Annotated in this window: 23 protein-coding genes and 1 pseudogene; 13 read left to right on the top strand and 11 right to left on the bottom strand. The window is 37.2% G+C overall.

The features are described 5' to 3' along the window. Positions 1 to 224: 224 nt before the first annotated feature. The 3 genes from VB713_RS14455 to VB713_RS14465 form a co-directional block, all read right to left on the bottom strand. Complete coding sequence (locus VB713_RS14455; protein ID WP_323312214.1) at positions 225 to 1,424, bottom strand: serine/threonine-protein kinase; 1,200 nt, start codon at positions 1,422 to 1,424, stop codon at positions 225 to 227. A gap of 229 nt (positions 1,425 to 1,653) precedes the next feature. Next, a complete protein-coding gene (locus VB713_RS14460; protein WP_323312215.1) occupies positions 1,654 to 4,302 on the bottom strand; it encodes a PAS domain S-box protein in 2,649 nt (882 codons plus the stop codon). Positions 4,303 to 4,560: 258 nt separating this feature from the next. Further along, positions 4,561 to 5,865: an adenylate/guanylate cyclase domain-containing protein gene (locus tag VB713_RS14465; RefSeq protein WP_323312216.1), complete on the bottom strand. Its 1,305-nt coding sequence runs from the start codon at positions 5,863 to 5,865 to the stop codon at positions 4,561 to 4,563. A 53-nt stretch (positions 5,866 to 5,918) separates the two neighbouring features. On the opposite strand from VB713_RS14465, the gene VB713_RS14470 reads away from it, so the two are divergent. The 5 genes from VB713_RS14470 to VB713_RS14490 all read left to right on the top strand — a co-directional run bounded on the left by VB713_RS14470 (position 5,919) and on the right by VB713_RS14490 (position 10,483). Then, positions 5,919 to 7,541, top strand: coding sequence for a DEAD/DEAH box helicase (locus VB713_RS14470; RefSeq protein ID WP_323312217.1), 1,623 nt, complete (start codon positions 5,919 to 5,921; stop codon positions 7,539 to 7,541). Beyond that, entirely contained in the window at positions 7,471 to 8,685 is a 1,215-nt protein-coding gene (locus tag VB713_RS14475; protein ID WP_323312218.1) for a DUF790 family protein, read from the top strand. Before VB713_RS14470 ends, VB713_RS14475 begins: the two co-directional genes overlap by 71 nt. 70 nt (positions 8,686 to 8,755) lie before the next feature. Then, positions 8,756 to 9,208: a hypothetical protein gene (locus VB713_RS14480; RefSeq protein ID WP_323312219.1), complete on the top strand. Its 453-nt coding sequence runs from the start codon at positions 8,756 to 8,758 to the stop codon at positions 9,206 to 9,208. A 4-nt stretch (positions 9,209 to 9,212) separates the two neighbouring features. Continuing rightward, the gene (locus VB713_RS14485; RefSeq protein ID WP_323312220.1) at positions 9,213 to 9,824 is read left to right on the top strand and encodes a PIN domain-containing protein; all 612 of its coding nucleotides are present in this window, start codon (positions 9,213 to 9,215) and stop codon (positions 9,822 to 9,824) included. A gap of 80 nt (positions 9,825 to 9,904) precedes the next feature. Next, positions 9,905 to 10,483, top strand: coding sequence for a Uma2 family endonuclease (locus VB713_RS14490; RefSeq protein ID WP_323312221.1), 579 nt, complete (start codon positions 9,905 to 9,907; stop codon positions 10,481 to 10,483). A gap of 27 nt (positions 10,484 to 10,510) precedes the next feature. On the opposite strand, the gene VB713_RS14495 is transcribed toward VB713_RS14490, so the two are convergent. Beyond that, positions 10,511 to 11,251, bottom strand: coding sequence for a hypothetical protein (locus VB713_RS14495; protein WP_323312222.1), 741 nt, complete (start codon positions 11,249 to 11,251; stop codon positions 10,511 to 10,513). A 169-nt stretch (positions 11,252 to 11,420) separates the two neighbouring features. Here VB713_RS14495 and VB713_RS14500 point away from each other — a divergent pair. Beyond that, a pseudogene (locus tag VB713_RS14500) lies at positions 11,421 to 11,580 on the top strand (Uma2 family endonuclease); the annotation flags it as partial. Between the two features lie 22 nt (positions 11,581 to 11,602). Here the strand turns inward: VB713_RS14500 and VB713_RS14505 are convergent. Further along, entirely contained in the window at positions 11,603 to 13,561 is a 1,959-nt protein-coding gene (locus tag VB713_RS14505; protein ID WP_323312224.1) for a DUF3137 domain-containing protein, read from the bottom strand. Positions 13,562 to 13,579: 18 nt separating this feature from the next. Further along, a complete protein-coding gene (locus VB713_RS14510) occupies positions 13,580 to 14,146 on the bottom strand; it encodes a LemA family protein (protein ID WP_323312225.1) in 567 nt (188 codons plus the stop codon). Between the two features lie 612 nt (positions 14,147 to 14,758). Between VB713_RS14510 and VB713_RS14515 the strand changes: the two genes are divergently transcribed. The 6 genes from VB713_RS14515 to VB713_RS14540 all read left to right on the top strand — a co-directional run bounded on the left by VB713_RS14515 (position 14,759) and on the right by VB713_RS14540 (position 19,739). Continuing rightward, positions 14,759 to 15,577: a hypothetical protein gene (locus tag VB713_RS14515; protein ID WP_323312226.1), complete on the top strand. Its 819-nt coding sequence runs from the start codon at positions 14,759 to 14,761 to the stop codon at positions 15,575 to 15,577. Positions 15,578 to 16,161: 584 nt separating this feature from the next. Then, on the top strand, positions 16,162 to 16,503 hold the full coding sequence (locus VB713_RS14520; protein ID WP_323312227.1) for a hypothetical protein: 342 nt from the start codon (positions 16,162 to 16,164) through the stop codon (positions 16,501 to 16,503). Positions 16,504 to 16,627: 124 nt separating this feature from the next. Continuing rightward, positions 16,628 to 16,762: a hypothetical protein gene (locus VB713_RS14525; RefSeq protein ID WP_323312228.1), complete on the top strand. Its 135-nt coding sequence runs from the start codon at positions 16,628 to 16,630 to the stop codon at positions 16,760 to 16,762. A gap of 227 nt (positions 16,763 to 16,989) precedes the next feature. Then, a complete protein-coding gene (locus VB713_RS14530) occupies positions 16,990 to 18,333 on the top strand; it encodes a histidine phosphatase family protein (protein WP_323312229.1) in 1,344 nt (447 codons plus the stop codon). A 14-nt stretch (positions 18,334 to 18,347) separates the two neighbouring features. Further along, positions 18,348 to 18,473 (top strand): hypothetical protein, encoded by a 126-nt coding sequence (locus VB713_RS14535; RefSeq protein WP_323312230.1) that lies wholly within the window; start codon positions 18,348 to 18,350, stop codon positions 18,471 to 18,473. A 6-nt stretch (positions 18,474 to 18,479) separates the two neighbouring features. Continuing rightward, positions 18,480 to 19,739 carry a dihydroorotase gene (locus VB713_RS14540; protein ID WP_323312231.1) on the top strand — a complete coding sequence of 420 codons (1,260 nt, stop codon included), beginning with the start codon at positions 18,480 to 18,482 and terminating at the stop codon, positions 19,737 to 19,739. Positions 19,740 to 19,841: 102 nt separating this feature from the next. Here the strand turns inward: VB713_RS14540 and VB713_RS14545 are convergent, their stop codons facing one another. The 5 genes from VB713_RS14545 to VB713_RS14565 all read right to left on the bottom strand — a co-directional run bounded on the left by VB713_RS14545 (position 19,842) and on the right by VB713_RS14565 (position 24,332). Then, positions 19,842 to 20,102, bottom strand: a complete 261-nt coding sequence (locus VB713_RS14545) for a Txe/YoeB family addiction module toxin (protein WP_323312232.1) — start codon at positions 20,100 to 20,102, stop codon at positions 19,842 to 19,844. Next, complete coding sequence (locus VB713_RS14550) at positions 20,083 to 20,334, bottom strand: hypothetical protein (protein WP_323312233.1); 252 nt, start codon at positions 20,332 to 20,334, stop codon at positions 20,083 to 20,085. Before VB713_RS14550 ends, VB713_RS14545 begins: the two co-directional genes overlap by 20 nt. Before the next feature lie 195 nt (positions 20,335 to 20,529). Then, on the bottom strand, positions 20,530 to 21,153 hold the full coding sequence (locus VB713_RS14555) for a 4Fe-4S single cluster domain-containing protein (protein ID WP_323312234.1): 624 nt from the start codon (positions 21,151 to 21,153) through the stop codon (positions 20,530 to 20,532). 21 nt (positions 21,154 to 21,174) lie between these two features. Continuing rightward, positions 21,175 to 22,023: a radical SAM protein gene (locus VB713_RS14560; protein ID WP_323312235.1), complete on the bottom strand. Its 849-nt coding sequence runs from the start codon at positions 22,021 to 22,023 to the stop codon at positions 21,175 to 21,177. A gap of 62 nt (positions 22,024 to 22,085) precedes the next feature. Beyond that, a complete protein-coding gene (locus tag VB713_RS14565; protein ID WP_323312236.1) occupies positions 22,086 to 24,332 on the bottom strand; it encodes a recombinase family protein in 2,247 nt (748 codons plus the stop codon). An 86-nt stretch (positions 24,333 to 24,418) separates the two neighbouring features. On the opposite strand from VB713_RS14565, the gene VB713_RS14570 reads away from it, so the two are divergent. After that, positions 24,419 to 25,732, top strand: coding sequence for a proton extrusion protein PcxA (locus VB713_RS14570; RefSeq protein ID WP_323312237.1), 1,314 nt, complete (start codon positions 24,419 to 24,421; stop codon positions 25,730 to 25,732). Positions 25,733 to 25,938 lie beyond the last annotated feature (206 nt).

The raw sequence follows: 25,938 nt of genomic DNA on the forward strand, positions 1-25,938 counted from the left end.
GATTGAAACAAGGAAGCATTATTTCTCGTGCAATCATCTCAAAATAAATATTTTCCTTCTTCCATGAATGACTTCAGGGACTTTAGACTTATTTGTGCTGAGTTCTAACTATGGATCTCATTCATTACTTGGTACTCGGTACTTAGCACTATTTCGGTAACCTTTGTAGAGATGTTCTGTGGAATGTCTCTATGTTCTTTTCTGGAGATATTTATGGAGAATCATCACCTTAGTATTAATTGAATAACAGCGATCGCACCACCCCAAAACATAATACTCATAGGTATGCCAATCATCATGCCAGCGATCGCCCAACCTCTTTGGTGTGCCTGAAAATGTTCAATGCTGCGCCAGCGTCTACTTTTCCAAGCCCACTCATTACCATTTGCTCCGAAAGCGATCGCCATTAGTGACCCAATATAGGGTACAAAACACAGCAATCCATACATCCACACATAATTAGGCCAAGCCCAAAGCCAAGGCATTAGAAATGCTCCCCAATTCCAACCTAAAATTTCTTCTGGCACTTGCTCTGTGCTATTGAAAATACCACACCCAGAATTATTAATAAATTCTTCTCTTCGCAAATTTCTCTTCTTGTTGGCAGATTTAATAATCTGACCTGATTTGAGAGAGTCCAATGCTTGGCGAGCGCTAGTAAAACGTTGTTCTGGTGATGGTTCTGTTAGCTTTTGCAACCAACTGGCAAAGTTAGGACTAATATTAACTCGGTCAACAAATTGCAACCGTAAATCTTTTTGTGGTAAATCTGCTGGAGCAAGACCAGTTAACAAATGAACTAAAGTTGCTCCTAAAGCATACAAATCTGATGCAGGAATCGCCCGACCACCAAATTGTTCCATAGGTGCATAACCATAGGTACCAACAACAGTAAAGGTGACACCTTCTTTCGCAGCTTTATCTTGAACTGCCCCAAAATCAACTAAATAAATCTGATTATCATCACCCCAAATTAAATTACTCGGCTTAATATCCCGATGTAAAACTCCTGGATTTAACTCGTGTAAATAAATGAGAATTTTGAGAATTTGATTGGCAATTTTCCAAGTTTGTTTTTCACTAAACCTGTTACTATGTGCAAGTTTTTCTTTAAGTGATTGACCAGGAATATATTCTTGGACTAAGCCAAACCAGAGATTACGATCATCAATGCAAAAATAATCAATATACTGAGGAATGCGGTCATGATTTAGCTGTTGGAGAATTTCTGCTTCTCTTTCAAATAATTTCAGATCATCCCACTGAACAGCACCACCAAAAGCCAAGAGTTTGACTACCACTAACGAATCTTTTTCGTCCGCAGCTTGTAAATCCTTGGCTAACCAAGTTTGACGAATTCCATTATTACCAAGTTGGCGTTCAATTTGATAGCGGTCTTGTAATATGTGGTCTACTTGCAGCATCTAGCACCTGCTGGCCATTTACATTCAGTTGATTTCCTTACTATTTCAGGATAATCAATTAAATCAGAAAATGGTAAAGGAGGCAGGAAGGGTAAAGGTAAATAGGAAAAAAATATTCTTCTTCCTTCTTCCTTCTTCCTTCTTCCTTCTTCCTTCTTCCTTCTTCCTTCTTTCTCCTGACTCCTGACTCCTGACTCCTGACTCCCGACTTCTGACTCCTGACGAATTATCAAGTTCTCTGAGCCAAATTTGCAACTACTGCTGCTAACTCCGCAGGGTTTACTGGTTTGGGAATATGTAACTGAAATCCAGCTAATAAAGCTTGAGTTCGGTCTTCTGCTCTAGCATAAGCTGTCAGCGCGACTGCGGGAATTTTTCCTCCTTTATCACTAGGCAGACTTCTAATTTTACGAATTAGTGTATAGCCATCTTCTTGAGGCATACCAATATCACTAACTAATATATCTGGGTGGAATTCTGGTAAGGCTGTTATTGCTTCAGGTGCAGAACTAACAGCCATGACTTGAGCGCCATATTGTCCTAAAATTGTAGTTAGCAAATGCCGAGCGTCTGCTTCATCATCAACAATAAGTACTCGTAAACCTTCCAAAATGGATAATTGGTGACTCACAAAATTACCATTCTTCATCGGTGAATACTGTTCTGGTTTATCCCCGTCTATAGCAACGGCTTTCATGGGTAAATTGACGATGAATGTTGCTCCCTGTTCAATTCCTGGACTTGTCGCAGAAACTGTGCCGCCGTGTAATTCTACCAAATGACGGACGATCGCTAATCCTAATCCTAATCCACCGTGCGATCGCGTGGTTGAACTATCAGCTTGGCAAAAACGCTCAAATACATGAGGTAAAAAGTCGGCAGAAATTCCACCACCAGTATCAGTAACTCGAATTTGCACGCGGGAATTAATCCGCTCTATTTGTACCTTAACTCTTCCCCTCTTGGGTGTAAACTTGACAGCATTGGAGAGCAAATTCCACACTATTTGTTGCAAGCGGTTGGCATCACCCGTCACAGTCCCCACTGCTGGGTCAAATTGAGACTCGATCACAATTTCTTTCGCATCTGCGGCCGGACGCACAGTGTCAATAGCCGTTTCCACCACTGGGACAAGTTCAACTGGATGCAGGTTTAATTTTAGTTTGCCGCGAATAATCCGCGATACATCCAAAACATCTTCAATTAATTGTGCTAAAGCATGGCTATTGCGGTCAATTGTCTCCAATGCCCTATTAGTAGTTATCTCATCAAATTTACGGCTTTTGAGTAGCTGTGTCCACCCCAGCATCGCATTTAAGGGGGTACGAAGTTCGTGGGAAAGTGTAGCTAAAAACTCATCTTTGATGCTGTTAGCGGTTTCAGCTTCAGCCCTCGCAGCTTTTTCTCGCTCTAGTAATTGTTCCCGTTCTTGCTCTGCTTGCTTGCGATCGGTAATATCAATCATGAACCCATGCAGTTGCTGTGGACCATTTTCATCCCGAACGATATTCACAATGTCATATAACCAGACAATTCTGCCATCTGCCGCTAACATTCTATATTCAAATTCGTAATTCTCTAGAGAATAAGAACATTGGTGACAATAATTAATAGTCCATTCTTGATCATCTGGATGTATATGGTCTCTCCAAAAATTTTCCCCGTACCAATCATTTGCCGGATAACCAAGAATATCTTCAGTTTGCGGGCCAACATAGGTAATATTTCCAGTGATAGCATCTGCTTCCCAAGGAATTACACGTACTTTTTCTGTGAGTTTCCTAAATTTTGCTTCACTTTGTTTCAGGTCAATTTGTGCTTTTTTCTGCTCTGTAATATCTATAATTAAAACTACGAATCCTTCAACTTTCCCTTGCGAATTGAATTGGGGAACATAATTAACTTTTATATCATGTTTTTTACCATCTTGATGATAAAGTTGGGACTCAAAGCTGACTCGCTCACCTGCCAAGACTTTTTGTACATAGGGGTAAATTGACTGATAAACTGACTCACCTAAAAATTCTCGCAGATGCTGCCCATAAATTTCTGATGTGGATACACCAAACCATTCCTCATATCCTTTATTATTAAAACGATAATGCTGTTGATCATCTATATAAGCAATATTTACTGGCAGAGTATTTGTAATTAAACTCAATTCTTGTTCTCGTTGGCGTAAATTTTCCTCAATTTTTTTGCGTTCACTTAAATCTATAACAAACCCTATTATCTGTTCTGAATTATCTTCTAATAAAGCTAAACCTATCAGCACACTAACACGACTACCATCTTGGCGAATGTATTCTTTTTCAAAAGATTGACATACTCCATTATTTTGTAGTTCTGATATTATATGTTTTCTCTGTTCTAAATGTTCTGGAGGTGTCATTGATGGCCCGGTTATTCTCCCTGACAATAGATCCTCTTGTGTATAACCAACTATGTCTAAAAAGGCATCATTTGCTTCTAAAATGTTACCATTCATATCGGCTATAATCACACCAATAATATTAGAATTTCGCAAACGTCTAAACTTTAACTCACTTGCTGCTAGTCGCTGAACACTCTTTTTTAACTTCTGTTGAGCAGTACGTAATTCTGAGTTAATCCAGTTGATAAATGTTGCTATCAACATAAACAAGATTAACCGCATCACACTATCTGAATTCTCTACATAAAATGAAAAATGTGGAAATAAAAAAAAGTAATCAACGCATAAAATAGATAAAATGTTAGCCAAGATCCCTGACTGAAGTCCGCCATACCATGTACTAACTGCTACAGCGCCAAAAAATAACATGAAGATAGTAGGCTTTAATAATGGCAGAAAAAGCATTGTTAGTAACAAAGCGATACCAACAGATGCTATAGACACAACATACTTTGATAGGAGAAAAACCTTCCCTTTCAATATGGCATCTCCTTTGGTGAGCGGCTTTCTGGAATTTGTCCTCACATTAGTTAAGCATAATTCTATGGTTTCACTCCTATTATGCAACGAGGAACCACACAGCTTAACATTTGCTGATTAATAATCTATCTAAAGTAGTAAAAATCAATGCAAGCAAACACTATCTAGCATAAATACTATATTATACAATTAATTCCTCAGTAGTTTTAATAAAAAATTTTACTAACTGTTAACTTTTTTTGCGCCTACGAGTAAATAAGTAATCATTTCTCCTTTACCTTTAACTTTAATTAAACCGCGCTTTTCCAGGTAATACTTTTCTTTTAACAGATGATAGCTGTTTTCACACACCTGAATTCGACCGGCAACACCATGTGATTCCATTCTACTAGCAGTATTTACCGTATCTCCCCACAGATCATAGGCAAATTTCTTTAAGCCAATTACCCCTGCAACTACTGGACCTGTACTCACGCCAATCCGAATCCGAAATGATTGGTTTGTTTCTTGGCTAAACTGATCTACAGCCTGTTGCATATCCAATGCCATATCAGCTATGGCTATGGCATGATCGCTACGATGATTGGGTAAACCAGCAACAGCCATATAGGCATCACCAATGGTTTTGATTTTTTCTACTCCATGACGTTCTGCTAATTCATCAAACAAGCAGAATATTTCGTTTAAAAATTCGACTAGTTGGGGTGGGGAGGTATGGCTAGAAAGTTCTGTAAATCCGACAATATCAGCGAATAAAACTGTGACTTCTAAAAAACTATCAGCAATGGTAGTATGTTCTTGTTTTAGTTGTTCGGCAATTACTGCGGGTAAAATATTTAAAATTAGTTTTTCCGATTTTTTTTGAGCTAGTTCTAATTCTTGTCTGGCTCGAAATTCTCTTTTTCTCATCTGCTCATATAAATAAACAGAAAATACACAAATTATCCCTGTCCAAAATAGATATATGCCATTTTCAACATAAAAATATAATGGGTGCTTAAATTGTGGACGATAGATCAGATATAATCCTAAATAACAGATAATTGTGCCAATTTGTGATGTGAGATGAGTTCGCCATAGTACAGGAATAAGTGTTGCTTGAGTAATAAACATCAAACTCCAAATATTCGTAAAAGGTTCTACAAAATCAAACAGAACTGCTGTGTAAATTTGGATTACACAAGTGACAGACCAAGATAAATTTAAAAAAAGTATGTGTGGGTAACGACGACCTATTTGAGTCTGGCATAATAACCAACAAATTAAAATGAAGAATTCAATTAAGAAACCTATTCTAAAAGCATTGATTTTTTCCTGTGGTTGCTGATTTACCCAAATAAAAAAAGCCGTCAGTGTTAAACCGACAATTAGCATTATTTTGGTTTGCAACTGGAGGCGCTTGAGTATAAAAAGCTGCCGCTGTTCTCTGTAAGATTCTACCAGGCTGACATCTATTTGCAAGTCCGATAGTTCGGAAGCAAACAACGCCTCTATGGGATTTGTACCAAAATCTCTTTTGGGAATCATGCACTTTTTAAGTTATTAGTAGTTAAATGTAACAAGCTGGGAGAAAAACCTAAATGGGTCGCAACCCCACCTTAACTTTTGATCGTGGTACGTTAATTTTACACCCACCACCACGCAGCAAAGCTTGGATAGATTATGCAACATGGGATGATAGAATCGAAAAATTCCGAATTCCGGCAATTAGATACCGGTGTTTAGTCGAAGCAATGCAAGAGTCCGAGACGGACTTTATTGATGAAGCTAAGGGATTTTATCCCCTAGATTTGGTTGCCAGTTTAGAGATGACTCCCTATCCCCACCAAACTGAGGCTTTAGCTGCCTGGAAATTGGCGGGAAGACAGGGGGTTGTGGTGCTACCCACGGCTGCTGGTAAGACTTATTTGGCACAAATGGCGATGCAAGCGACACCACGGACAACGTTGATTGTCGTCCCAACTTTGGATTTGATGCATCAATGGTATGCACACTTAACAGCGGCTTTTCCTGATGCGGAGTTGGGTTTGCTGGGTGGTGGTTCACGGGATAGAACACCGATTTTGGTGGCTACTTATGATAGTGCGGCAATTCATGCGGAAAGTTTGGGTAATAAATATGCCTTAATTATCTTTGATGAATGCCATCATTTACCGACAGATTTTAATCGGGTAATTGCTGAATATGCGATCGCACCTTATCGGTTAGGATTATCTGCTACACCAGAACGCACAGATGGTAAACACGCTGATTTAAACATCCTCATTGGCAGAGAAGTTTACCGCAAACGGGCTGAAGACTTAGCGGGTAAGGCTTTAGCAGAACATCAAATTGTGCAAATTAAGGTGAAGTTATCTCAACTTGAGCGCGAAAGATATAATAATTTGATTCAAACTCGCAATGATTTTTTGAAACAATCGCGGATTTCTCTAGGCAGTCTGCAAGGTTGGCAGAGTTTTGTGCAAATGAGTGCGCGATCGCAAGTCGGACGCAGGGCAATGTTAGCACATCGGCAAGCAAAAGAAATCGCTCTGGGGACTGACGGTAAAATCAGAATTCTTGTGGATTTGTTAGCAGAACATTACCCAGCACGAATTTTGATTTTTACTGCTGATAATGCTACTGTTTATCGCATTTCTCAAGATTTGCTAATTCCAGCTATTACTCACCAAACTCCTGTGAAGGAAAGGCATCAAATTTTAACTAAGTTTAAGGAGGGTGAATATAATACTTTGGTCGCTTCTCATGTGTTGAATGAAGGGGTTGATGTTCCTGCGGCTTCTATTGCAATTATTCTTTCTGGGACTGGTTCAGCTAGAGAATATATTCAGCGTTTGGGCAGGGTTTTACGTAAGGGTAATATTGAAAATAAACAGGCGATTTTATATGAGGTAGTGGCTGAGGATACTAGCGAGGAGGGTACTTCGGCTCGGAGAAGAGGGGAAAAGAGTAACGAACCGCAAAGACGCGTTCACGAAGTGTCTCGAAGAGAAGGACGCGAAGGAAAGAAAGAGAAGGAAGAGAAGAAGAAGGACAGGAAAGAGAATTTAAAGGTTGTTTATGGGGGTGGGAAGGAAAGAGATTTAAAGGCGGCTGAACAGTTAGAAATTAATTATTCAACTAAGAAGAAAGATGTTACCAACGGAGTTACTGATTCATCGTCAGAACGGGGAAGAAATTATCCCGAAGAGACTGAAACTTGATGATAAACATTTAAAGTTAACGACTGATTTAATTAATTTTTTTCAGGAAGCGGTAGGGAAAACTCAAGGTGTTCTTGAAGGTCAATTATCAGATTTTGAAGGTGATACTACAGATTATCGCATGAAGCGGGGTTTGGCTTATATTCTCAAGAGTAGTTTCTGCACTTTTGAAGTTGTTAGTCCTTTAGAACCACCAATGTTAAGAGAACGAGTATTTGCTTTAGCTGCAAAATCTGTTCCTAGTCGAGAAGCAACAGAAGTAACTTTAACCCAGGTTGCTGATGAGTTAAGTCAGGAATTACAGCAGGAAGTTCTAGCGATTCAAGTGCGTCATGGACTTTATGCTGATTTATCTGAAAATAAAATTTTAACTGCTTTTGACACACCAAAACCAGAGGAAGTATTACATAGATATAATTTATCTCAAGTGCAAGGTGTATTTTATAAAGCTAGTCAATTAGTGTTAACTGCCCATCGCAATGTCCCAGGAGAATATAAGTTATTATTTCGTTATTTAAAGTTGTTTCAATTAATGGCTTATATTGAAGGTGATGCTGACCACGGTTTTACAATTAGCATTGATGGACCGACTAGTTTATTTACTCCTAGTACCCGTTATGGTTTATCAATAGCCAAAATGATTCCTGCTTTACTTCATGTCACAAAATGGAGTTTAGCCGCAACTTTACAAACACGAGATTTTTATACAAATGAATGGAAAACTGGCAGATTTACTCTCAATTCAGAATGTGGTTTAGTCTCTCATTATCCACCTGGGAAGCCTTATGATAGTATGTTAGAACAATCATTTGCTGATAAATGGGATGCCTTAAAAAGCGGCTGGATATTAGAACGAGAAGTTGATTTAATCCCCATTCCTGGCAGTGTGATGATTCCCGATTTTCGTTTAGTACATCCTGATGGACGCAGTTTTTTATTAGAAATTGTTGGTTATTGGCGACCAGAATATTTACAAAAGAAGTTTTCTCAGGTCAGGCGTGCAAATTGCGATAACTTAATTTTAGCAATTTCCGAAAGATTGAATTTAGAAAAAGCCGGTGTAAAATTAAATGATGTCCCTGCAAGAATAGTTTGGTTTAAAGAAAAACTATTACCAAAAGCAGTTTTAGCTGTAATGGAATAAAGGTAAAAGGAAGCGTTAAAATGAAATTTCAGAATAGGTTAGTTATTCCCTAGTTATGAGGTGATTATAGATGTATTATGCTGATATGGCAGTACACGGAAAAGATAGACATTTACAGCTTTTAGTGGAAGTTAAAAATAAACGTGGTGCATCTAAAATTTGGGCTGCTAAAATGCGACGCAATATGTATGCTCATGGTTTACTTCCAGAAGCACCTTTTTTTCTATTAGCACTTCCAGAGAAATTTTATTTGTGGAAAAATATAGGCTTATCTACTGATTTGATAGAGCCAGATTATGAAATTAACCCTGAACCTTTTCTTAAATCTTATTACCCCAAAGCATATACTCAAAATCATGAAATTAGCAGTGAAGGTTTTGAGTTAATAGTTTCGGCTTGGCTTCATCAAATATTAACAATACCATCTGTTGATTTACTCCCACCAAATATGGATTGGTTAGTGAGTTCAGGTCTATTTGATGCTATTCACTACGGACACCTAAAATTGGAAGAACTGGTTTAATATAATGGATGTTTATGTAGAAACGAATTTTGTCTTAGAACTGGCACTACTTCAGGAGCAGCAGGAGAGTTGTCAAAAACTTCTAGACTTGGCAGAAGCAGGACAAATAAATTTGATTTTGCCCGCATTTAGTCTTACAGAACCTTATGAAACGCTGATTCGTAGGGAAAAAAACCGCCGGAATTTATCACAAGATTTGCATAGAGAGCTTTCTCAGCTTGGACGTTCTCTACCTTACCAACAGCAGGTACATACTTATCAAGAGATTACTGAATTTTTGGTAAATAGTGGGAGAGAAGAAAAGCAAAGATTTCAAATAGTTGTAGAGAAGTTATTAGTGGTTAGCAAAGTCATCCCTTTAACAGTAGAGATACTAACCGCAGCTATAGGATATCAGTCTGAGCTTGACTTTACACCCCAAGATGCTATTGTTTACGCTTCGGTTATTGAACATTTGAATCAATCAGACGAACAGCGACGTTGCTTTATTAATAGAAACTCTAAGGACTTTGATAATCCAGATATTCAAGAATCTTTAGATAGATATAGTTGCCGAATATTATTTAATTTTGATGCTGGATTTGGCTATATTAAAAATCGAACTGGGATTGTCTAACTAACTTAAATTCTAATAACAAAACCTGCAACTTACTTTATAACTTAGTTAAGGTTGATATCATCCTCAATAAGATTCCTATGACAGCTATCACCGTCAACTTAAACTCCATTATCCAACTTACCGACAACCAATTTTATCAACTTTGTCGGGAAAATCCTGAAGTCAAATTTGAACGTAATGCAGATGGGAAATTATTGATAATATCACCTACGGGAGGAATAACGGGAAATAAAAATGCTGAAATTGCAGCAGATTTTGGGATTTGGAATCGTCAAACTAAACTAGGAGTTTGTTTCGATTCTTCCACCTGTTTTAAACTTCCCAATGGTGCAAATCGTTCTCCTGATGTCGCTTGGATAAAAAAGGAGAGATGGGATACACTGACAACAGAAGAACAAGAAAAGTTTTCACCAATTGCCCCAGATTTTGTTTTAGAATTAATGTCACCTAGTGATAGTTTGCAAGAAACGCGAGCAAAAATGCAGGAATATATTAATAATGGAGTTAAATTAGGTTGGTTAATTAATCGGAAAATGCGTCAAGTAGAAATCTATCGTCTTTATAAACCAGTGGAAATATTAGAATTTCCTCAAGAATTATCAGGTGAAGATATTTTACCAGGGTTTATTTTAAATATGGAAATTGTTTGGGGATAAATATTAATATTATTTATTTATCAAAAACTAATTAGCCAAAAATTTCAACAACAAATCTTGTTTTTCCAAATCTGTATTTCCTTGAGACTGATTATTCTCCACTACTTTCCAAAAATAGTTTCGTATTTTAGAAATATGTTTAGTTGTTTTATCAACTCCCTTTAAAGTATGAATATTTTCAGGTAAACGTCCACAAAAAACAGATGGAATAACATCTAATAACCACCAATCAAAAAGTTCCCGTCTACCTTGTGATCCTGGAAAAATAGCATAACCCTGGAAGCAATCATCCAATATATTTAATATAGCTTCTCTGGTTTTAACAGACTCCAGCACTTGCAGCAAATTTTCAAAAACATCAACAGCTTCATCAAGAGCTTGATATTGTCCCAAATAATTCTGATAATCCCGAAATGAAACGTTTAAATTTGACTGAGAATGATTTTTAGGATATATCCAATATTGAAAAAGATGCTGAAATACCCTACCAGTTATTGTCTCACGAGGTAAATAAGTTTTAATCGTTGGTTGCACAGCAATTCCCATAACTATAGCCATAAAGAAATAGCAATAACTTATATCTAAACTATTTTTTTCTTTTTCTATTGCATTAAATACTGTGATCAAAGAATCTTCTAAATTTGTTCCCTGAATATCTTTTTCTTCATATAATTCTGCATAAGAATATGACTGAATTTTCTCTATTACTAAACGTAAAGAATCAGGAATTTTAGCTAAAATTAGAGAAGAATTTTTAACTTCAGACAATATGAATTTCATTTTTAATTGCTACTTGGAGGATAAGGATATGTCCAGGAAATATTTATGGTTTGTTAAGATATATCTCTCGGATATTAGCTGCATCTGAGATTAAATTTGGTTCTTCCATATTGGATTTATAATAAAAATGAAATAATTAATGCAGCTTTTTCTAGATTACGGAGTTAAATTAGGTTGGTTAATTAATCGGAAAATGCGTCAAGTAGAAATCTATCGTCTTGATAAACCAGTGGAAATATTAGAATTTCCCCAAGAATTATCAGGTGAAGATAGTTTTACCAGGATTTATTTTAAATATGGAAATTGTTTGGGGATAAATATTAATATTATTTATCAAAATTAATTTTGCTCCCAGATGCGTCTATTGAGGTTTAAGTTTTCAACAATTCCCAACATTAATTGGATATTCTCAAAATATTCACGCATGGGTGTAAAGTTTAACATTGGTGTAAATAGCCGAGGCTCAAAGATATCTTCTGCATAGTCAATGCCAATGTATATCATGTTGTCTATAAAAGAAACATAAATATTTCTATGAGCTTTTTGTCGAAATTTAACTAACTTTTCCATTAAGGTAGTAGACAAGACATATCTAGCTTCAACTTGGTCATTAGCATAGACAGTAAAATACTGATTAAATTTAGGGTCTTCTAGTTTAACTAATTGTCTAGTAGTTTTGGGTAAAGCGTTGATATTGATATTGACAAGATTGGGTACAACTATTGTTTTAGATTTTAGAGTTTTAGGAAAATTGGCTTGAAAAAATAAGCCTTTAAAAATTAATTTTCTAGTTACTTCGTTATTTAATACTTCTTCTTTAAAACTTTGATAATCTATTTTTTTTCCTCTGATCATTTTGCTGAATACATAAGGAGTGCCTTTCAGAGTTTGAATTATTAAAACAATTACATAAAAAGGCAACATCAAACCAAATATCATTTTCCTGATAAATCTAGGGACGTTAGATAATGCGAGTGCTTTCATGTGATATGCAAAATCAAAATATTTTACCCAAGTGTGTTGGATTTCAAATTGGGCAGAAATTTCCGAAAAATAGATTGGTATTTCTCCAATTTTCCCAAAAATACAATCATTTTGAGTGATTTTATTAGCTTTTAATAGAGTTTGAAACATTTGACTATGAGCAAAACCAGACATCATATATCTATCATCCTCTTTTGAAGGTTGCTCATAATAGCTAAGAGACTGATTATAATTGATAAAATCAAAAATCTTTTGAATAATCTTAGATTTAAAACCACTAGTATATGTTTCTGTACATGATGTATAAAAGGCAATCCAGCCCCATAGACATCCCAAAAATATGACAAGAAACAAAAACATTAATTCTAGAGGAATTATGTTATATATAATTATCAGTTTCATGATAACATCTAGCAGCAGAAACTTAATATCAACCACAAATATTATTGCTACAATGATACCAACAACCACTATAGATATTAATACTTGTTTTCTGACTGACTCTAAATCTTGTAAGTCGGTTAATAAGTTCTGTTGACAAAAACTTTTGAACTCTTCTAAGGTTTTCATTTTCATCTCAACAACAGACGCTTGGCTAGATGTTGAGCTAGATTGAGATTGTACTGAGTTAGTTGCCTGAGTAGTTGATTCTTGTGGTGTGGATGATTGAATAATTTCACTTTCTGGTACTAAAATATCCAGAAATTTTGTTGCCCAAATATTGGTTGATGCTTGCTGACTTGTAGTAAGCTGTTTGCACAGTGCGATCGCTTCTTCTAGTTGTTCATTGCCTTTGTAAGCTTTTACTAACCACATCTGTGCCTGATTATAGTATTTTACTTGATCATCAGCACATTGACAAAATTCTTCTAAAGCTTGAACTGCTTCAGCATAATGCTGAAATTTTAATGCTTTATGCCCATTTTTTAATAATTCCTCTGCTTTCTCTGGCGTTAAAGTTGGTTTTTCAGTTGTTGCTAATTGTGTTGATTCGACAGTGCGAGAGTTAGTTGATGTTTTGGTAGAGGTTTCAACAGGTAAAGATTCTAAAAATTTATTTGCCCAAGCTATTATTTGGGGATTTTGAATTGTCAGGAGTCTTTCAGCTATAGTACGGGCTGCTTCTGAATTTTTTGTATGATGAAAACCTTGGACTAAACCTACCTGCGCTTGTAGATATTCCTTAGAATTTGTATTCCCATTGACTTCGCAGATTTGGCAGAAATGTTGTAGTGAATTTATCGCTTCTGGGTAGAGTCCTTGCTTTAAAGAATTCAACCCAGTTTGTAGGAGTTCTAACTCATTCGTAGACATAGAATTTCTTCCAACAATCTATTGATTAAATAGGTTTCTAACATTTACATTTTGTCTTTCTTGGGATGTAGCCTGAAACTGCACTTTTCTCTGATAGTTCATCCCAGAAGCTAAAATGTTAGAAGGAAACATTTCCACTCCATTATTGTATTCTGTGACAGCAGAGTTATAAAAACGTCTAGCGGCAGAAATTTGTTCTTCGACTTCGGTGATTGAGTATTGGAGTTGAAGAAAATTCTGGTTACTTTTCAACTCTGGGTAAGCTTCTACAGTTACTAAAATGTTACCCAAAGCTTTAGAAATTTGGTCTTCTAATTGAATTCTGGTATTTTGATTAACTCGCTCAGAAATTACTTGATTTCTCAGTCTGGCAATCTCTGTTAATGTTGTCTGCTCAAATTCTTTATAATTTTGTGCTACTGCTATCAGGTTAGGAATTAAATCCCATCTTTTTTGCAGTAGTACATCTATGCTTGAAAAAGCATTATCGACTTGATTTTTCTTATAAACCAAGCCGTTGTATAGCTTAGTAAATAGTACAGCTAGTACTAGCGAAATGCTAATCATGATGATGATAACTTTCATAGATTTCGGTGATGATGATTACCCTTGTATTGGAATAGCTGCAAGAATATACTAGATTTTTCAGTATCTAGTATATTCTAAGTATGGGTCTATTTACCCCATAACCCTTATAAATAGAGGGGTTCATAATTTTTTATGTCAGCTTACCCAATAAATTGACCTAAAATTCTTATATGATAGGGTTTTTATACCTTAGCATAGTCAGTGCGGAAGAACCAAGAAAATAAGCTAATGAGATTAAAGTATTAAGTTTTAATAATCAACTGATTAAGTTGACAGAATCACAAAGTGGTGAATCTCTAAATATTAGATTATCTACTTTTTAGGTATCGAACTTTAATATAAATTCTGTGCGAAAATAAACAAATTAGCTAAAAATGAGGATCAATAATGACAAAGACTGAAAAATAAAAGTTAGCTTAATTGCTTCTGAAGAATGATTTGGTAATCGGTAATTATCTTGTTTCTGCCTCCTATTCTTAAGTAGGTGGTTGAGAAAATTTACAACTATGTCATTGCGAACGTAACGAAGTGGAGTGAAGCAATCACAAGGTTTTCAGCGTTTTTACTTTTCGTTACATAGTTCGGTTTATTTATGCCTACCTACTTAATATGACTATAACTGTTACTCGCCCAACTTGGACAACCGACTTAGAACTAGAAATATTTGACAAACTGATTAATCAACACGCACCCCATATACCAAAAAAGCGTTTACATGAAACTAAACCTCCAGAAACAGCAGAGGAAATTGAAAATTTTTACCGTTTTCGTGTAGCAGGTGCGGCTCATGATTTGTTTATTGTTCAAGTTTGCGCTCAGATAATTGGTCAAATTCCTGATCTAGAACTTCAGTTATTTTTAAGCCGCCAAATTGGTGATGATGGCGCACACGCTAATAATACCCGTCAACGGGCGCAAGTTATATCTGGACGTGATCCCATTGAAGATATACAACGACAAGTACAAAAACATTGGGACTATATGGGAGATTTACCAATTCGTAATTGGCAAGGTTTCTTGGCTTTTGAATTACATTATGAAATGCACATTGTGGCATCTTTATTAGTCAATAGTCGTACTAGTAAAATTAGTGACCCAGAATCAGCTAAGTTTTCGGCAACCAAAATTCAACCAGAAGAAGCTTTTCACCGCTTAGGGGTAGTAAAATGGTGGCAACGCAAGTATGACCAAGCCTCCCCAGGGGAAAAAGCAGATTTAGTTGCACAGGTGTTAGAAGTTGATGAAGAAGGTCAAAGAAGGCGAAATCCCTACTTAAAAGAGCATTGGCAACTGACTTATGAAGCTATTGGTACAGATATTGATGATTTACCAAAACTTTATGATGCTTGGCGGCGAGAAGTACTGGCTTACTTCTTAAATATTCCTGTTTCTCAACTTCCTCAACTTGTGAGTGTTAATGAATGTTAGGGACTTCCAGAAAATAAATGATCTCATTTTGTGGGGCAAATATCCTGCCTATCCTTGATAATTAGCGAGCAAGATGCCCACACCACAAGCAATGTTTGTATATTTTTTCATTTGGAAGTTTCTTACATGGAACATCTCTACCAGGGTTTAAAATCACGCACATTTAATTCTCACTCCTATTTCTAATAGGGAAGAAATCCATAATTACGAATTACAAAATAATATAGCGGTTCTCGGTTGAGCGAGATACAAGAACCCCACCCCCGACCCCCACCCCGCAAGCGAGGAGGGGACTATGATGTATCTCATTGTGCATACCGCTATAGGCAGGTAATGCCTACCTATTAGTTTCTTAATTATGGCTCATTTTAATTTTTTCTTAAAGAATGCAATCAAAATATATTACATTTTTTATAGTGTTAAATATTTTTATAAAATAAACTTTCACTATTTAAATAAATTAATTAAAAACTTAATTAAAGACGAGTATTATTATTAATTTATGTAGTTAGAAATACAATTTTCTATAAGATCAGATTTATAATTGTCGGATGTAATAATATGTTTATTAAAAAAGCAAACCAATGAAAGGTAAATTCCCTGCTATTTTAACAAGTATAACTGCTATTTTTAGTATAAATAGCGTCGTGTATGCACAATCAATTACACAGCCTCAATCTGAAAACTGGACTTTAAGTGGCGATTCCTTAGTTAATATTAATGATCGCAGTGCCGAAAATGATTTTGGCAAGTTTTTTGATCAAATCTCCAATAATAAGGCTCAAGAAAACAAAATTTCTGAAGAATTGTCTTTGAGTGAGTCAATATCAATTCCTTTTACTGCTATATTTCTGCAACCGGCAAATCAAAATATTAACGGAAATGATGGATTACAGGTGCAATTAGATTTGAGTGACAACCAATAACTTTCTCAATAATGTTTCAATTCCTTGAATACTTGCTTGCGGGATTGAAACATTCACTATCTACATTGACTGGGAGCGAGAAGCCCTGGCTATAGCTGTATATTTCCTGTCTAATATGGGGTTTTTGGCGCAAGTAAGCCAAATTCAACGTATTGCTAAGTTAATAGCGTCAGGTATTCTAGTGTCTATTACAGTTAATTTTAGTCCACCTTTGGATTATAGCGATCGCAATTTAGATATCATCCTTTCCCAACTCTAAGCACGCTTTCAACAATAATGTCGCTACGCAACTCATAGATTATAGGTTTTGGTTTCGTCAGCGGATTTTGAACTATGGGGCAAATGCTGGAATTTTAACTCCCCAAATGTTGGCAGATGAAATTAAAAAAGAGTATCAAAAAATCTGGGTAAAATCTTAAAATTAAAACGATTATTCTATCAACGTTTTGCAGTAAAATTGTTCCTTTGGATAGAAGAGGTTTTTTAATGACTCGTGTCATCATTGTGCGTCATGGTCAAAGTACATATAACATTGAGAGACGTATCCAAGGACGCACTGATGCGTCAACTTTAACGGATCAAGGTCGGAGTGATGCTGGTAAAGCTGGTGAAGCCCTGAGTAATATAGCATTTACAGCAATATACAGCAGTCCCCTCAACCGAGCGAAGACAACAGCGGAAATCATTCACAGTCATTTGGGAGAAAAGTCTGCTGTAATTCAGATTTCGGAAAATCTGGTAGAAGTGGATTTACCTTTGTGGGCAGGAATGCTGAGTAGTGATGTTAAAGATAAGTTTGCTGATGACTATCGCATCTGGAAAAAACGCCCCCACGAATTGCGGATGATTATCAATGATGCACAGGGGACACGAGAACTATTTCCGGTTCTGGCTTTATATGAACAAGCAAAGCAGTTTTGGCAAGAAATTTTATCTCGTCATCAAGGGGAAACTATTCTCATTGTTGGACATAATGGTATTAACCGCGCTCTGATTAGTACCGCTTTAGGTATTCCTCCCAGTGGTTATCACGGACTACAACAGTCTAATTGTGCAATTAGCGTTTTGAATTTTGCTGGTGGTTTGGGTGAACCGGTGCAATTAGAATCAATGAATCAGACGCAACATTTAGGTGAGGCTTTACCCACTTTGCGACCGAATCATCAAGGATTCCGATTGTTATTAGTACGTCATGGTGAAACAGAATGGAATCGCCAAGGCAAGTTTCAAGGTCAAATTGATGTTCCTCTCAATGATAATGGTAGAAATCAGGCAGGAAAAGCTGGGGAATTTCTCAAAGATGTAGCAATTGATTTTGCTTTTAGCAGCACAATGGCACGTCCAAAAGAGACAGCGGAAATTATTCTCAACCAACATCCTCAGATCAAGTTGGAATTACTGGATGGTTTGAGGGAAATTAGTCACGGAACTTGGGAAGGAAAGTTTGAGGCAGAAATAGAACAGGAGTTTCCTGGAGAGTTGGAACGCTGGCGCAATGTACCTGCTGAAGTGCAAATGCCGTCAGGGGAAAATTTACAACAAGTACGGGAACGTAGTGTAGCTGCTTGGCAGTCAATATTACAAGCTGCTGAGGTGAATCAATTCCAAATTGGTTTAGTAGTGGCTCATGATGCGACTAATAAAACCCTACTCTGTCATATCCTGGGTTTATCATCAGAAAATTTCTGGAATTTCCGTCAGGGAAATGGTGCAGTTAGTGTGATTGATTATCCTTCAGGTGCAAATGGTTTACCAGTGTTGCAAGCAATGAATATCACTAGTCATTTAAGTGGCGGTGTGTTAGATAAAACGGCAGCAGGGGCATTGTAGGGATAAGGTGCAGGGTGCAGGAAGAAAAAAATAAATATATGTTTGGTTTGCTCTCTGTTATGGATTTTAAAGCCGTTATTATTTATGACAGGGGTAAAAAAAAATCTGAAGCACTTTCAGCACTGATAGGTAGTAGCTAATAGCGCATGACAACTGAACTTCTGCAACAAGTAAGGGTAATCGATCCGGTTTCGGAAACTGACCAAGTAAGTGATGTATTGATTGTTGATGGTGATATTCAAGCTATATCACTGCAAATTTCTGATGTTAGTGCTGATACTTCTATTAGAGATTGTCGTGGCTTAGTTCTTGGGACTGGATTGGTTGATTTATATAGCCATTCTGGTGAACCGGGGTTTGAAGAAAGGGAGACTTTGGGTTCTTTTTTGGCGGCTGCTACGGCTGGTGGTTTTACTAGGGTGGCTGTTTTGCCAGATACATCTCCATCTGTGGATAATCCGGCTTTAGTTGCACAGTTACAGCAAAAGAGAGTGGGGGTGAAAGGTTCACCTCATCTTCAGATTTGGGGGGCGATGACTCTCGATTTAGCTGGTAAGCAGTTGACAGAATTTGCGGATTTGGCTACTGCTGGGGTTGTGGGTTTTACTGATGGTAAACCTTGGGAAAATTTGGGAATGGTGAGGCGGATTTTGGAATATCTGCAACCTTTTGGTAAACCTGTGGCGTTTTGTCCATGCGATCGCTCTTTATCCGCAAATGGGATGATGCGAGAAGGTGCAGAGGCTTTGCGTGTGGGTTTACCGACCGTTCCAGCCAGTGCCGAAACTAGTGCGATCGCATCTTTGTTGGAATTAGTCGCCGCTATTGGCACACCTGTACATATTATGCGGGTTTCTACAGCCCGGAGTGTGGAATTAATTGCCACTGCTAAATTTCAAGGTTTACCTGTTACGGCCAGCACGACTTGGATGCACTTGTTACTTGATACTAGAGATGTTAAAAGTTATCACACATCCTTGCATTTAGATCCACCTTTAGGTAATCCCAGTGATGTAACGGCATTGCGTAAAGGTTTGCGTGGGGGAGTAATAGATGCGATCGCTATTGATCACGCACCATACACCTACGAAGAAAAAGTCCAAGCCTTTGCAGAATCACCACCGGGAGCAATAGGTTTAGAATTAGCATTACCTCTACTTTGGCAAAATCTGGTGGCAACAGAGGAATTTACCCCTTTAGAATTATGGCGAGTTTTGAGTAATCAACCAGCAGCGTGTTTGCAGCAAAAAATGAACCCGATTAAACCCGGTGAAAAAGCCGAATTAACATTATTTGATCCTCATCAACCCTGGAAAATCAACAGAGCAAATCTGCATACACTCTCTAATAACACACCTTGGTTCGGACAAGAAATCCAAGGACGCGTTGTACAAACTTGGAGTTAATTTAATCTCAGTTACAAAATAGTAGGTTGGGTTAAGTGAAGCACAACCCAACATAAAAATATAATTGATTATATCTCATCTGCTTACAACTACCACATTTCATCAATCATAATGATATTTACAAGAAAGAATAATCAATAAATCTTCTTCAACTTTGTAAACTAATCTATGTTCATCAGTAATTCGTCTTGACCAGTAACCTTGCAATTCATATTTTAGCGGTTCTGGTTTACCGATTCCAGAAAATGGATCTCTTTGGATATCTTTAATTAGTTCCAGGATTTTTTTAAAGACCTTTTTATCTTCCTTTCCCCATGCACCCAGTTGTTCAAAAGCTTCTGGTTCAAATGCTACTTTTTTCATATTCATCTAAATCAACATAAATTAAGTTCCCTTGATATACATTTTCTATAGCTTTGAGGAGATGTTTTTTGTTAGCTTCTGATTTAAGAAGATAGGTAGTTTCATCTTCTTCTGTGGGTGGTTCAACTAGGATAATAACTTCTACAACTGTTCCTACTGGTAGTTCAGTGGTAGATAGTTCGATTTTGCCATCCTTACCGACAATAGCTTTTTGTTTAATTCCACTGAGCATATTTTTTAATTAGGTAGGTGGGTATGAATATTTGTCTTTGAGATCACCTGAGTTCGACATAAGATAATTTGTGGAAAACTCGCCCCCAGTAGGAGTCTCAAACCCTTATTCTCTCGCTCTTAAAAATCATAACTCCGTTCGCGTAGCGTCTCCGAAGGAGAAACTCCGAACTCCTAACACCGAACTCAGGTTGATTTAGGTTAATTCTACCCAACCTTGATAACCGGTGACGATGCGATCGCCATCTTTGAGAATATGTACTTCTATTTGGTCACTGGCCCAGCTAATTTGGTCTTTTAATGCGGGGTTAAAAACATGAACCCGTTGGTTTCTAGAAGCAACAGGAGACGTAGGAGAATTAACTGCTTGAGATTGAATAAAAGGCCCGTCAATTAAAATATCTAATTGTGATAATAATTCTTGTGAACCCGGAGGTGCAGATTCAGATTGTAGTTGCTTGAGAGTGAACCCAGTAAAAGACATCACATTTAATCCAGCAGCTTTAACCTGACGTGCTAAATTAGCTAATGCAGATGCTTGCCAAAATGGTTCACCACCAGAGAAAGTTACACCTGTGTTATCGGGATTTTTAATAATATCTGCGGCGAGAGTATCAATAGCAACTAGTTGGTTAATTTCAAATGTCCACGAGTCAGGATTAAAACAACCATCACACTCACGAGGACAACCTTGCACCCAAACGACAGCACGACAACCAGGGCCGTTAACTTCTGATTTATCAACATAACCCATAATATTGAGATAGCCTGCGGGAATTTCCTGGAGTGCTAATAATGGTTCTGTTGACTTGGGTTCCATCTCTTTAACTCCTTAAAATAATTATTTTCTGTGCTTCCTACCTTGTGCAACCTGTCTCCTGGAAGAGTAACGCACAGAAATTTGAGTAGCATTTTGAATTGTTTCAGCCATCAAACTGAGTTCTTCAGAGCTAATACAGTTAAAATTCTGACAGGTATAAGTGCGAGATTCGACAATCTCATTACTTCTAGATTCTAACTGATGAACCAGAACACGGGAACGAGAAGGAATGTTAAGTTGAATTTCATCAGGTTGGAGACGCTTCATCAAGTGTATGTAATGTGCTTGAGTTTCTGCTGTCCAAGAAGACAAAATCATGGTTTGTATTGCCATATATCCCCCATATTCTTGTCTAAATTTTTCAATTCCTTGGAAGATATCTGGTAAATTAATTGTCTCTAATGGCTGATTAATTTGCCGTAGTTGATTTGACAAAACAGCATCTAGTTTAATGGCGACTATATCGGCTAGTGATAAAGCGTTACGGACTGATTTATCACCTAGCAGCGTGCCATTAGTTAATACCACTAATGGTTTGTTGATGATGTATGTCGTAGCTTGCAAAATTTCCTCTAAATTCAAGGCGAGGGTAGGTTCACCACTACCACTGACAGTAACTACATCTATAGGTGCTTCTTTTTGTACAAATGCTTGCAAATCAGAGATAACTTGGGTTGTGGGTACAAAAATTCGCCGTTGAGTTGTTTGTTGCTGGATATTTCCCAATTGACAATAGACGCAGTTCAAAGAGCAAGTAGGGCTGATACCAATAGGATCGATACCGAGCGATTGCCCAAATCGCCAAGAATTTACCAGTCCATAAACTGAAGAATACTCTATTTTTTCTGCGTATGATGGGGATAAACTCATAATGACCTCGTTTAACCTAGTATGCAATCTAGTAAATGGAAATCCTACAACAGGATTCTCACTTACAATTTAGAACTAGTTTGTGAAAAACTTGTGGAGAGAGGTCGGGTTATATCAGATATAATCTCGCAAGAATATACTAAAGGTAACAGTGGACCTAGTTGTTCTTGTCCATTCACAGCTAAATCACTGTGACATAAGTACAGTTTTTCAGATACACGAGCGAGTAAATCAGCTAAAATTCTTTTTAATCTTTGTTCTTCTGCTAATTGCTCATCTGCTGCTGTCCAAGGTTCGCCTAATCTATCTTGTAGGAATAAGGTAGCACCAAACAAGGTGGCCGCACCGCCTTTAGCCCAAAGAGGTGAACCTGCATCTAACCAAAAATGCCAACGGTGAAATCTGCGACTAGCACGATATTGGAAGATTGTTGCTAAAGTAACGGCTTTTCTGGCGTTACCAAAGGAACGAATAGGGTAGGGGTTAGCGGTAATTGTTCCCCGTCGCAGTAGTTGAATAAATTCTGCAATGCTGTTACAGAGGCTTTGTTGATTATGCAGTGAGAGTAAGTTGGCATCGGTTTGTCTTAATCTTGTATCAACTTCCCAATAGTGTTGAGCAGTTTCTAGTAATTCCCGTAATGCGGCTAGTTGCTCATAGGAGAGATTTTGATCTTTACACAAGAAGTCTTGAATTGCTTTGTATAGCAGTAAAATTGGTGTGGGTAGAAAATTAGGATTTTGCTGCGATAGAGAAGCGCGATCTAGGACTCGCTTTTGTTCTTCTATCCACTGTAATATTTCCCCATAAGCTCTACTACCTTCATAGCCGATTCTATCCCAGCGTTCAAAGACTGTAACTGGTAGCAAATGTGGGTGATCTGGATGGGGTACAAAACAGGAATCTGCTATTAACCCGGCGCGGACTGGATCAATTCTGGGTTGATGAGATGCTTGTGTTTCCCCGTCATGGGTGTGACTCTGACTTAAAATTACCAACATCTCTGCAACGGCATCCCGGTCTACTAAGCGCCCTAAACCAGGATAAACTAGTGCCAGTAAGGTGAGTAATGCTCTAACAAAAGGCGAACTAATTAGAGGACGTTGGTCATTGAGAGATTCTACGGGGATATTGTGTTTAGTTAAGATTTCTGTGAGAGTATAACGTGCGATCGCATCTAAACCCGGTGCAATAATCGCTATTTCTTCCGGTTCTACCTTTCCCGTCTCAATTCCATCAATAATCACCTCTGCTGTTTGACGCAATAGTTGAGCGCGAGAAGCGGTTTGGATTGGTTGCACAGACGCTGGTAAACGGAAAATCGCCATTGGTTCTGTGACTATTTTCACCATCGGTTTAGCCAGTTGAACCGCTAAACTATCTAAAGGTTGGCTTTTTAAGGTTTCTATCTGACAACGCTGTGCTAACCTTGCTAAATATTGGGGATCTGCACCCAGTCCCCAGCGGATTGCCCCATCAGGATTATAGCTAAAAGCCCCCACTGCACCGTTATCTAAGAGGAACTCAAACAAATTATGCGCGATCGCTGGATAATCATCCACATCATCTGCTAATATCGCCTGATAGCGTCTGACTAAACGCTGCTGATAATCAATATTTTTTAACAAATGTTGGCTATATAATTCCGTAATCAATGCATAAGTCAGCATTCCCCTCTCTAAACACCAATTACGCCAATCTAGCAGCAAAGATGCCAAAAACTCAGGCTCTAAACTATTAACACTTTCCTGAAAACCACTTTGTAAAATCTCAGCAATGTCTTCGCAAGGTGTACCACTATAAGCTGCTAATTGCCATATATCTAATATACGCCTGACTAAGCGATATTCATTTACTCCTGCACTTCTTAATGTCTCTGCATCTAACTGAGAACGCCAAAGTTTTGTTGCTAATTCCTGCTCAGTTTCTGGACGCAATTTTACAGGAAATTGTGCTTTAATCTGCAACGATTCAATTAATAACGGCCAAAATAAAATAACCTCGTCCTGAAGAAACCCCAAAGTAGTTTTAGCGCGAATTGGGTATTTTCCTGAAGTTAAGGATACAATTTTATCACTTAATAAACGGCGATTCTCATCATTAGAGCCTAAAACTAAAACCCCAGGTTCTGTTGGTAGGATATCTGATGTTTGTATTGTGCTTTTAACTTTTTTATTGTTTTGATTTTTCGTATAAAATAATTCTGGATATTGATTCTCAATTTCTATCCAATGACAAAATTGCTCGGCTATACGAGTAGTCTTCCCGCTGCGACTAGTACCAACAATCCAAATAGAATCAGAAACCACAAATACACTCCTTATAGATTTGTTAGTATACCTCGTGCGTTAACTTAAGGTTAATAATCACCAATTATGTTAGATAATCATCTACGATGAGAAACTCTGTCTTTAGTCAAAAAATATACACTTTTTTGCTGGCTGCTTACAGGTGGTACTTACTGACACCAGAACGATCTTTGGAGGAAGCTTACCAAACAGCATTAAAAATTAAGGAAATTGAAGATCAGCATTTCCACGGTAATAAAATATCTGCTGATTCTGCTATGTACAGTAGTAGTGTCATGGATTATTTTGAAGCAAATGTAAAGAAATTATTAAAAAATGTCCGAATGCGACTGACAGAGTTTAAAGCTAGTCGTTGGTTTTCAAACGAATCTAAACAACAAGCAGCCATTAAAACAGGTATAGAATATCCCTCTCCAGCTTTAGTTTTAGAAAAGCTAGAATTTATTGATCAAGTGATTGCTAAATACACAAATGATCAATCAGAAAAAATTCCAGCAGATTTAACTACTCCATCTAAAATTGTAGCAGATAATGCAGTTATTCCCCAACCAAATAAAGCAAAAATATCAATTAAAAATAGTGAAATTAAACCAAAACGAAAAGCTGACACTACAGGAATTTTACCTCGTTCAATTTTAAGTACTATCACTCGTCTACAAGCGGAATTAGACCCTGATTCTGAAAAAGACATAGTGCAGAATTTCCGCCAAACGCAAAAAACAACAATTATATCTATTCGATTTATTTTACTCTTAATTATAATACCATTGCTCACCCATCAAATAGCTAAGGCTGTAGTAGTAGGCCCTTTAGTAGATCATTTTAGAGGCTTGGAAACAGAGCAAATCTTCCTGAATATAGAAATGGAAGAAGAAGCACTTATAGAACTACAAAGATTTGAAGAAAGAATCAAATTTGAAAACATTATTAGTAATGCACCACCCATATCATCTGATGATATAGAAATAAAGATGCAAGAAAAAGCGCAGGAATTAGCTGAGGAATTTCGGGGTGAAAGTGCTAATGCCATTAAAAATGTATTTGCAGATATTTGTTCGGTAATTGCTTTTATTTGGCTGTTAATTATCAGCAAATCTTCTATCTCAGTTCTCAAAGATTTCTTTGATCATGTAGTATATGGATTGAGTGATAGCGCCAAAGCATTTATTATTATCTTATTTACAGATGTATTTGTCGGTTTCCACTCTCCGCATGGTTGGGAAGTCATTTTAGAAGGTATATCACGACACTGGGGATTACCAGCAAATCGTGATTTCATCTTTTTATTCATTGCCACATTTCCCGTAATTTTAGATACGATTTTTAAATACTGGATTTTCCGGTACTTAAATCGCATCTCCCCTTCCGCTGTTGCTACGTACCATAATATGAATGAATGATGGGAAGAATTCTTCTCGTTTCTCGTTCCCATACTCTGTATGGGAATGAATTCTAGAAGACAAGGCTCTGCCTTCCATGAAATTAGAGGCAGAGCCTCTATGGTAGCATTCCCAGTCAGAGACTGGGAACGAGAAGTATGGGAGTCAGGAATCAGAATAATTATTGCATCAGTAATTTAGTGATTCGAGATTTTATTGAAAAATCT

Source organism: Anabaena cylindrica UHCC 0172, from assembly GCF_034931625.1.
Lineage (GTDB): Bacteria > Cyanobacteriota > Cyanobacteriia > Cyanobacteriales > Nostocaceae > Anabaena > Anabaena cylindrica_A.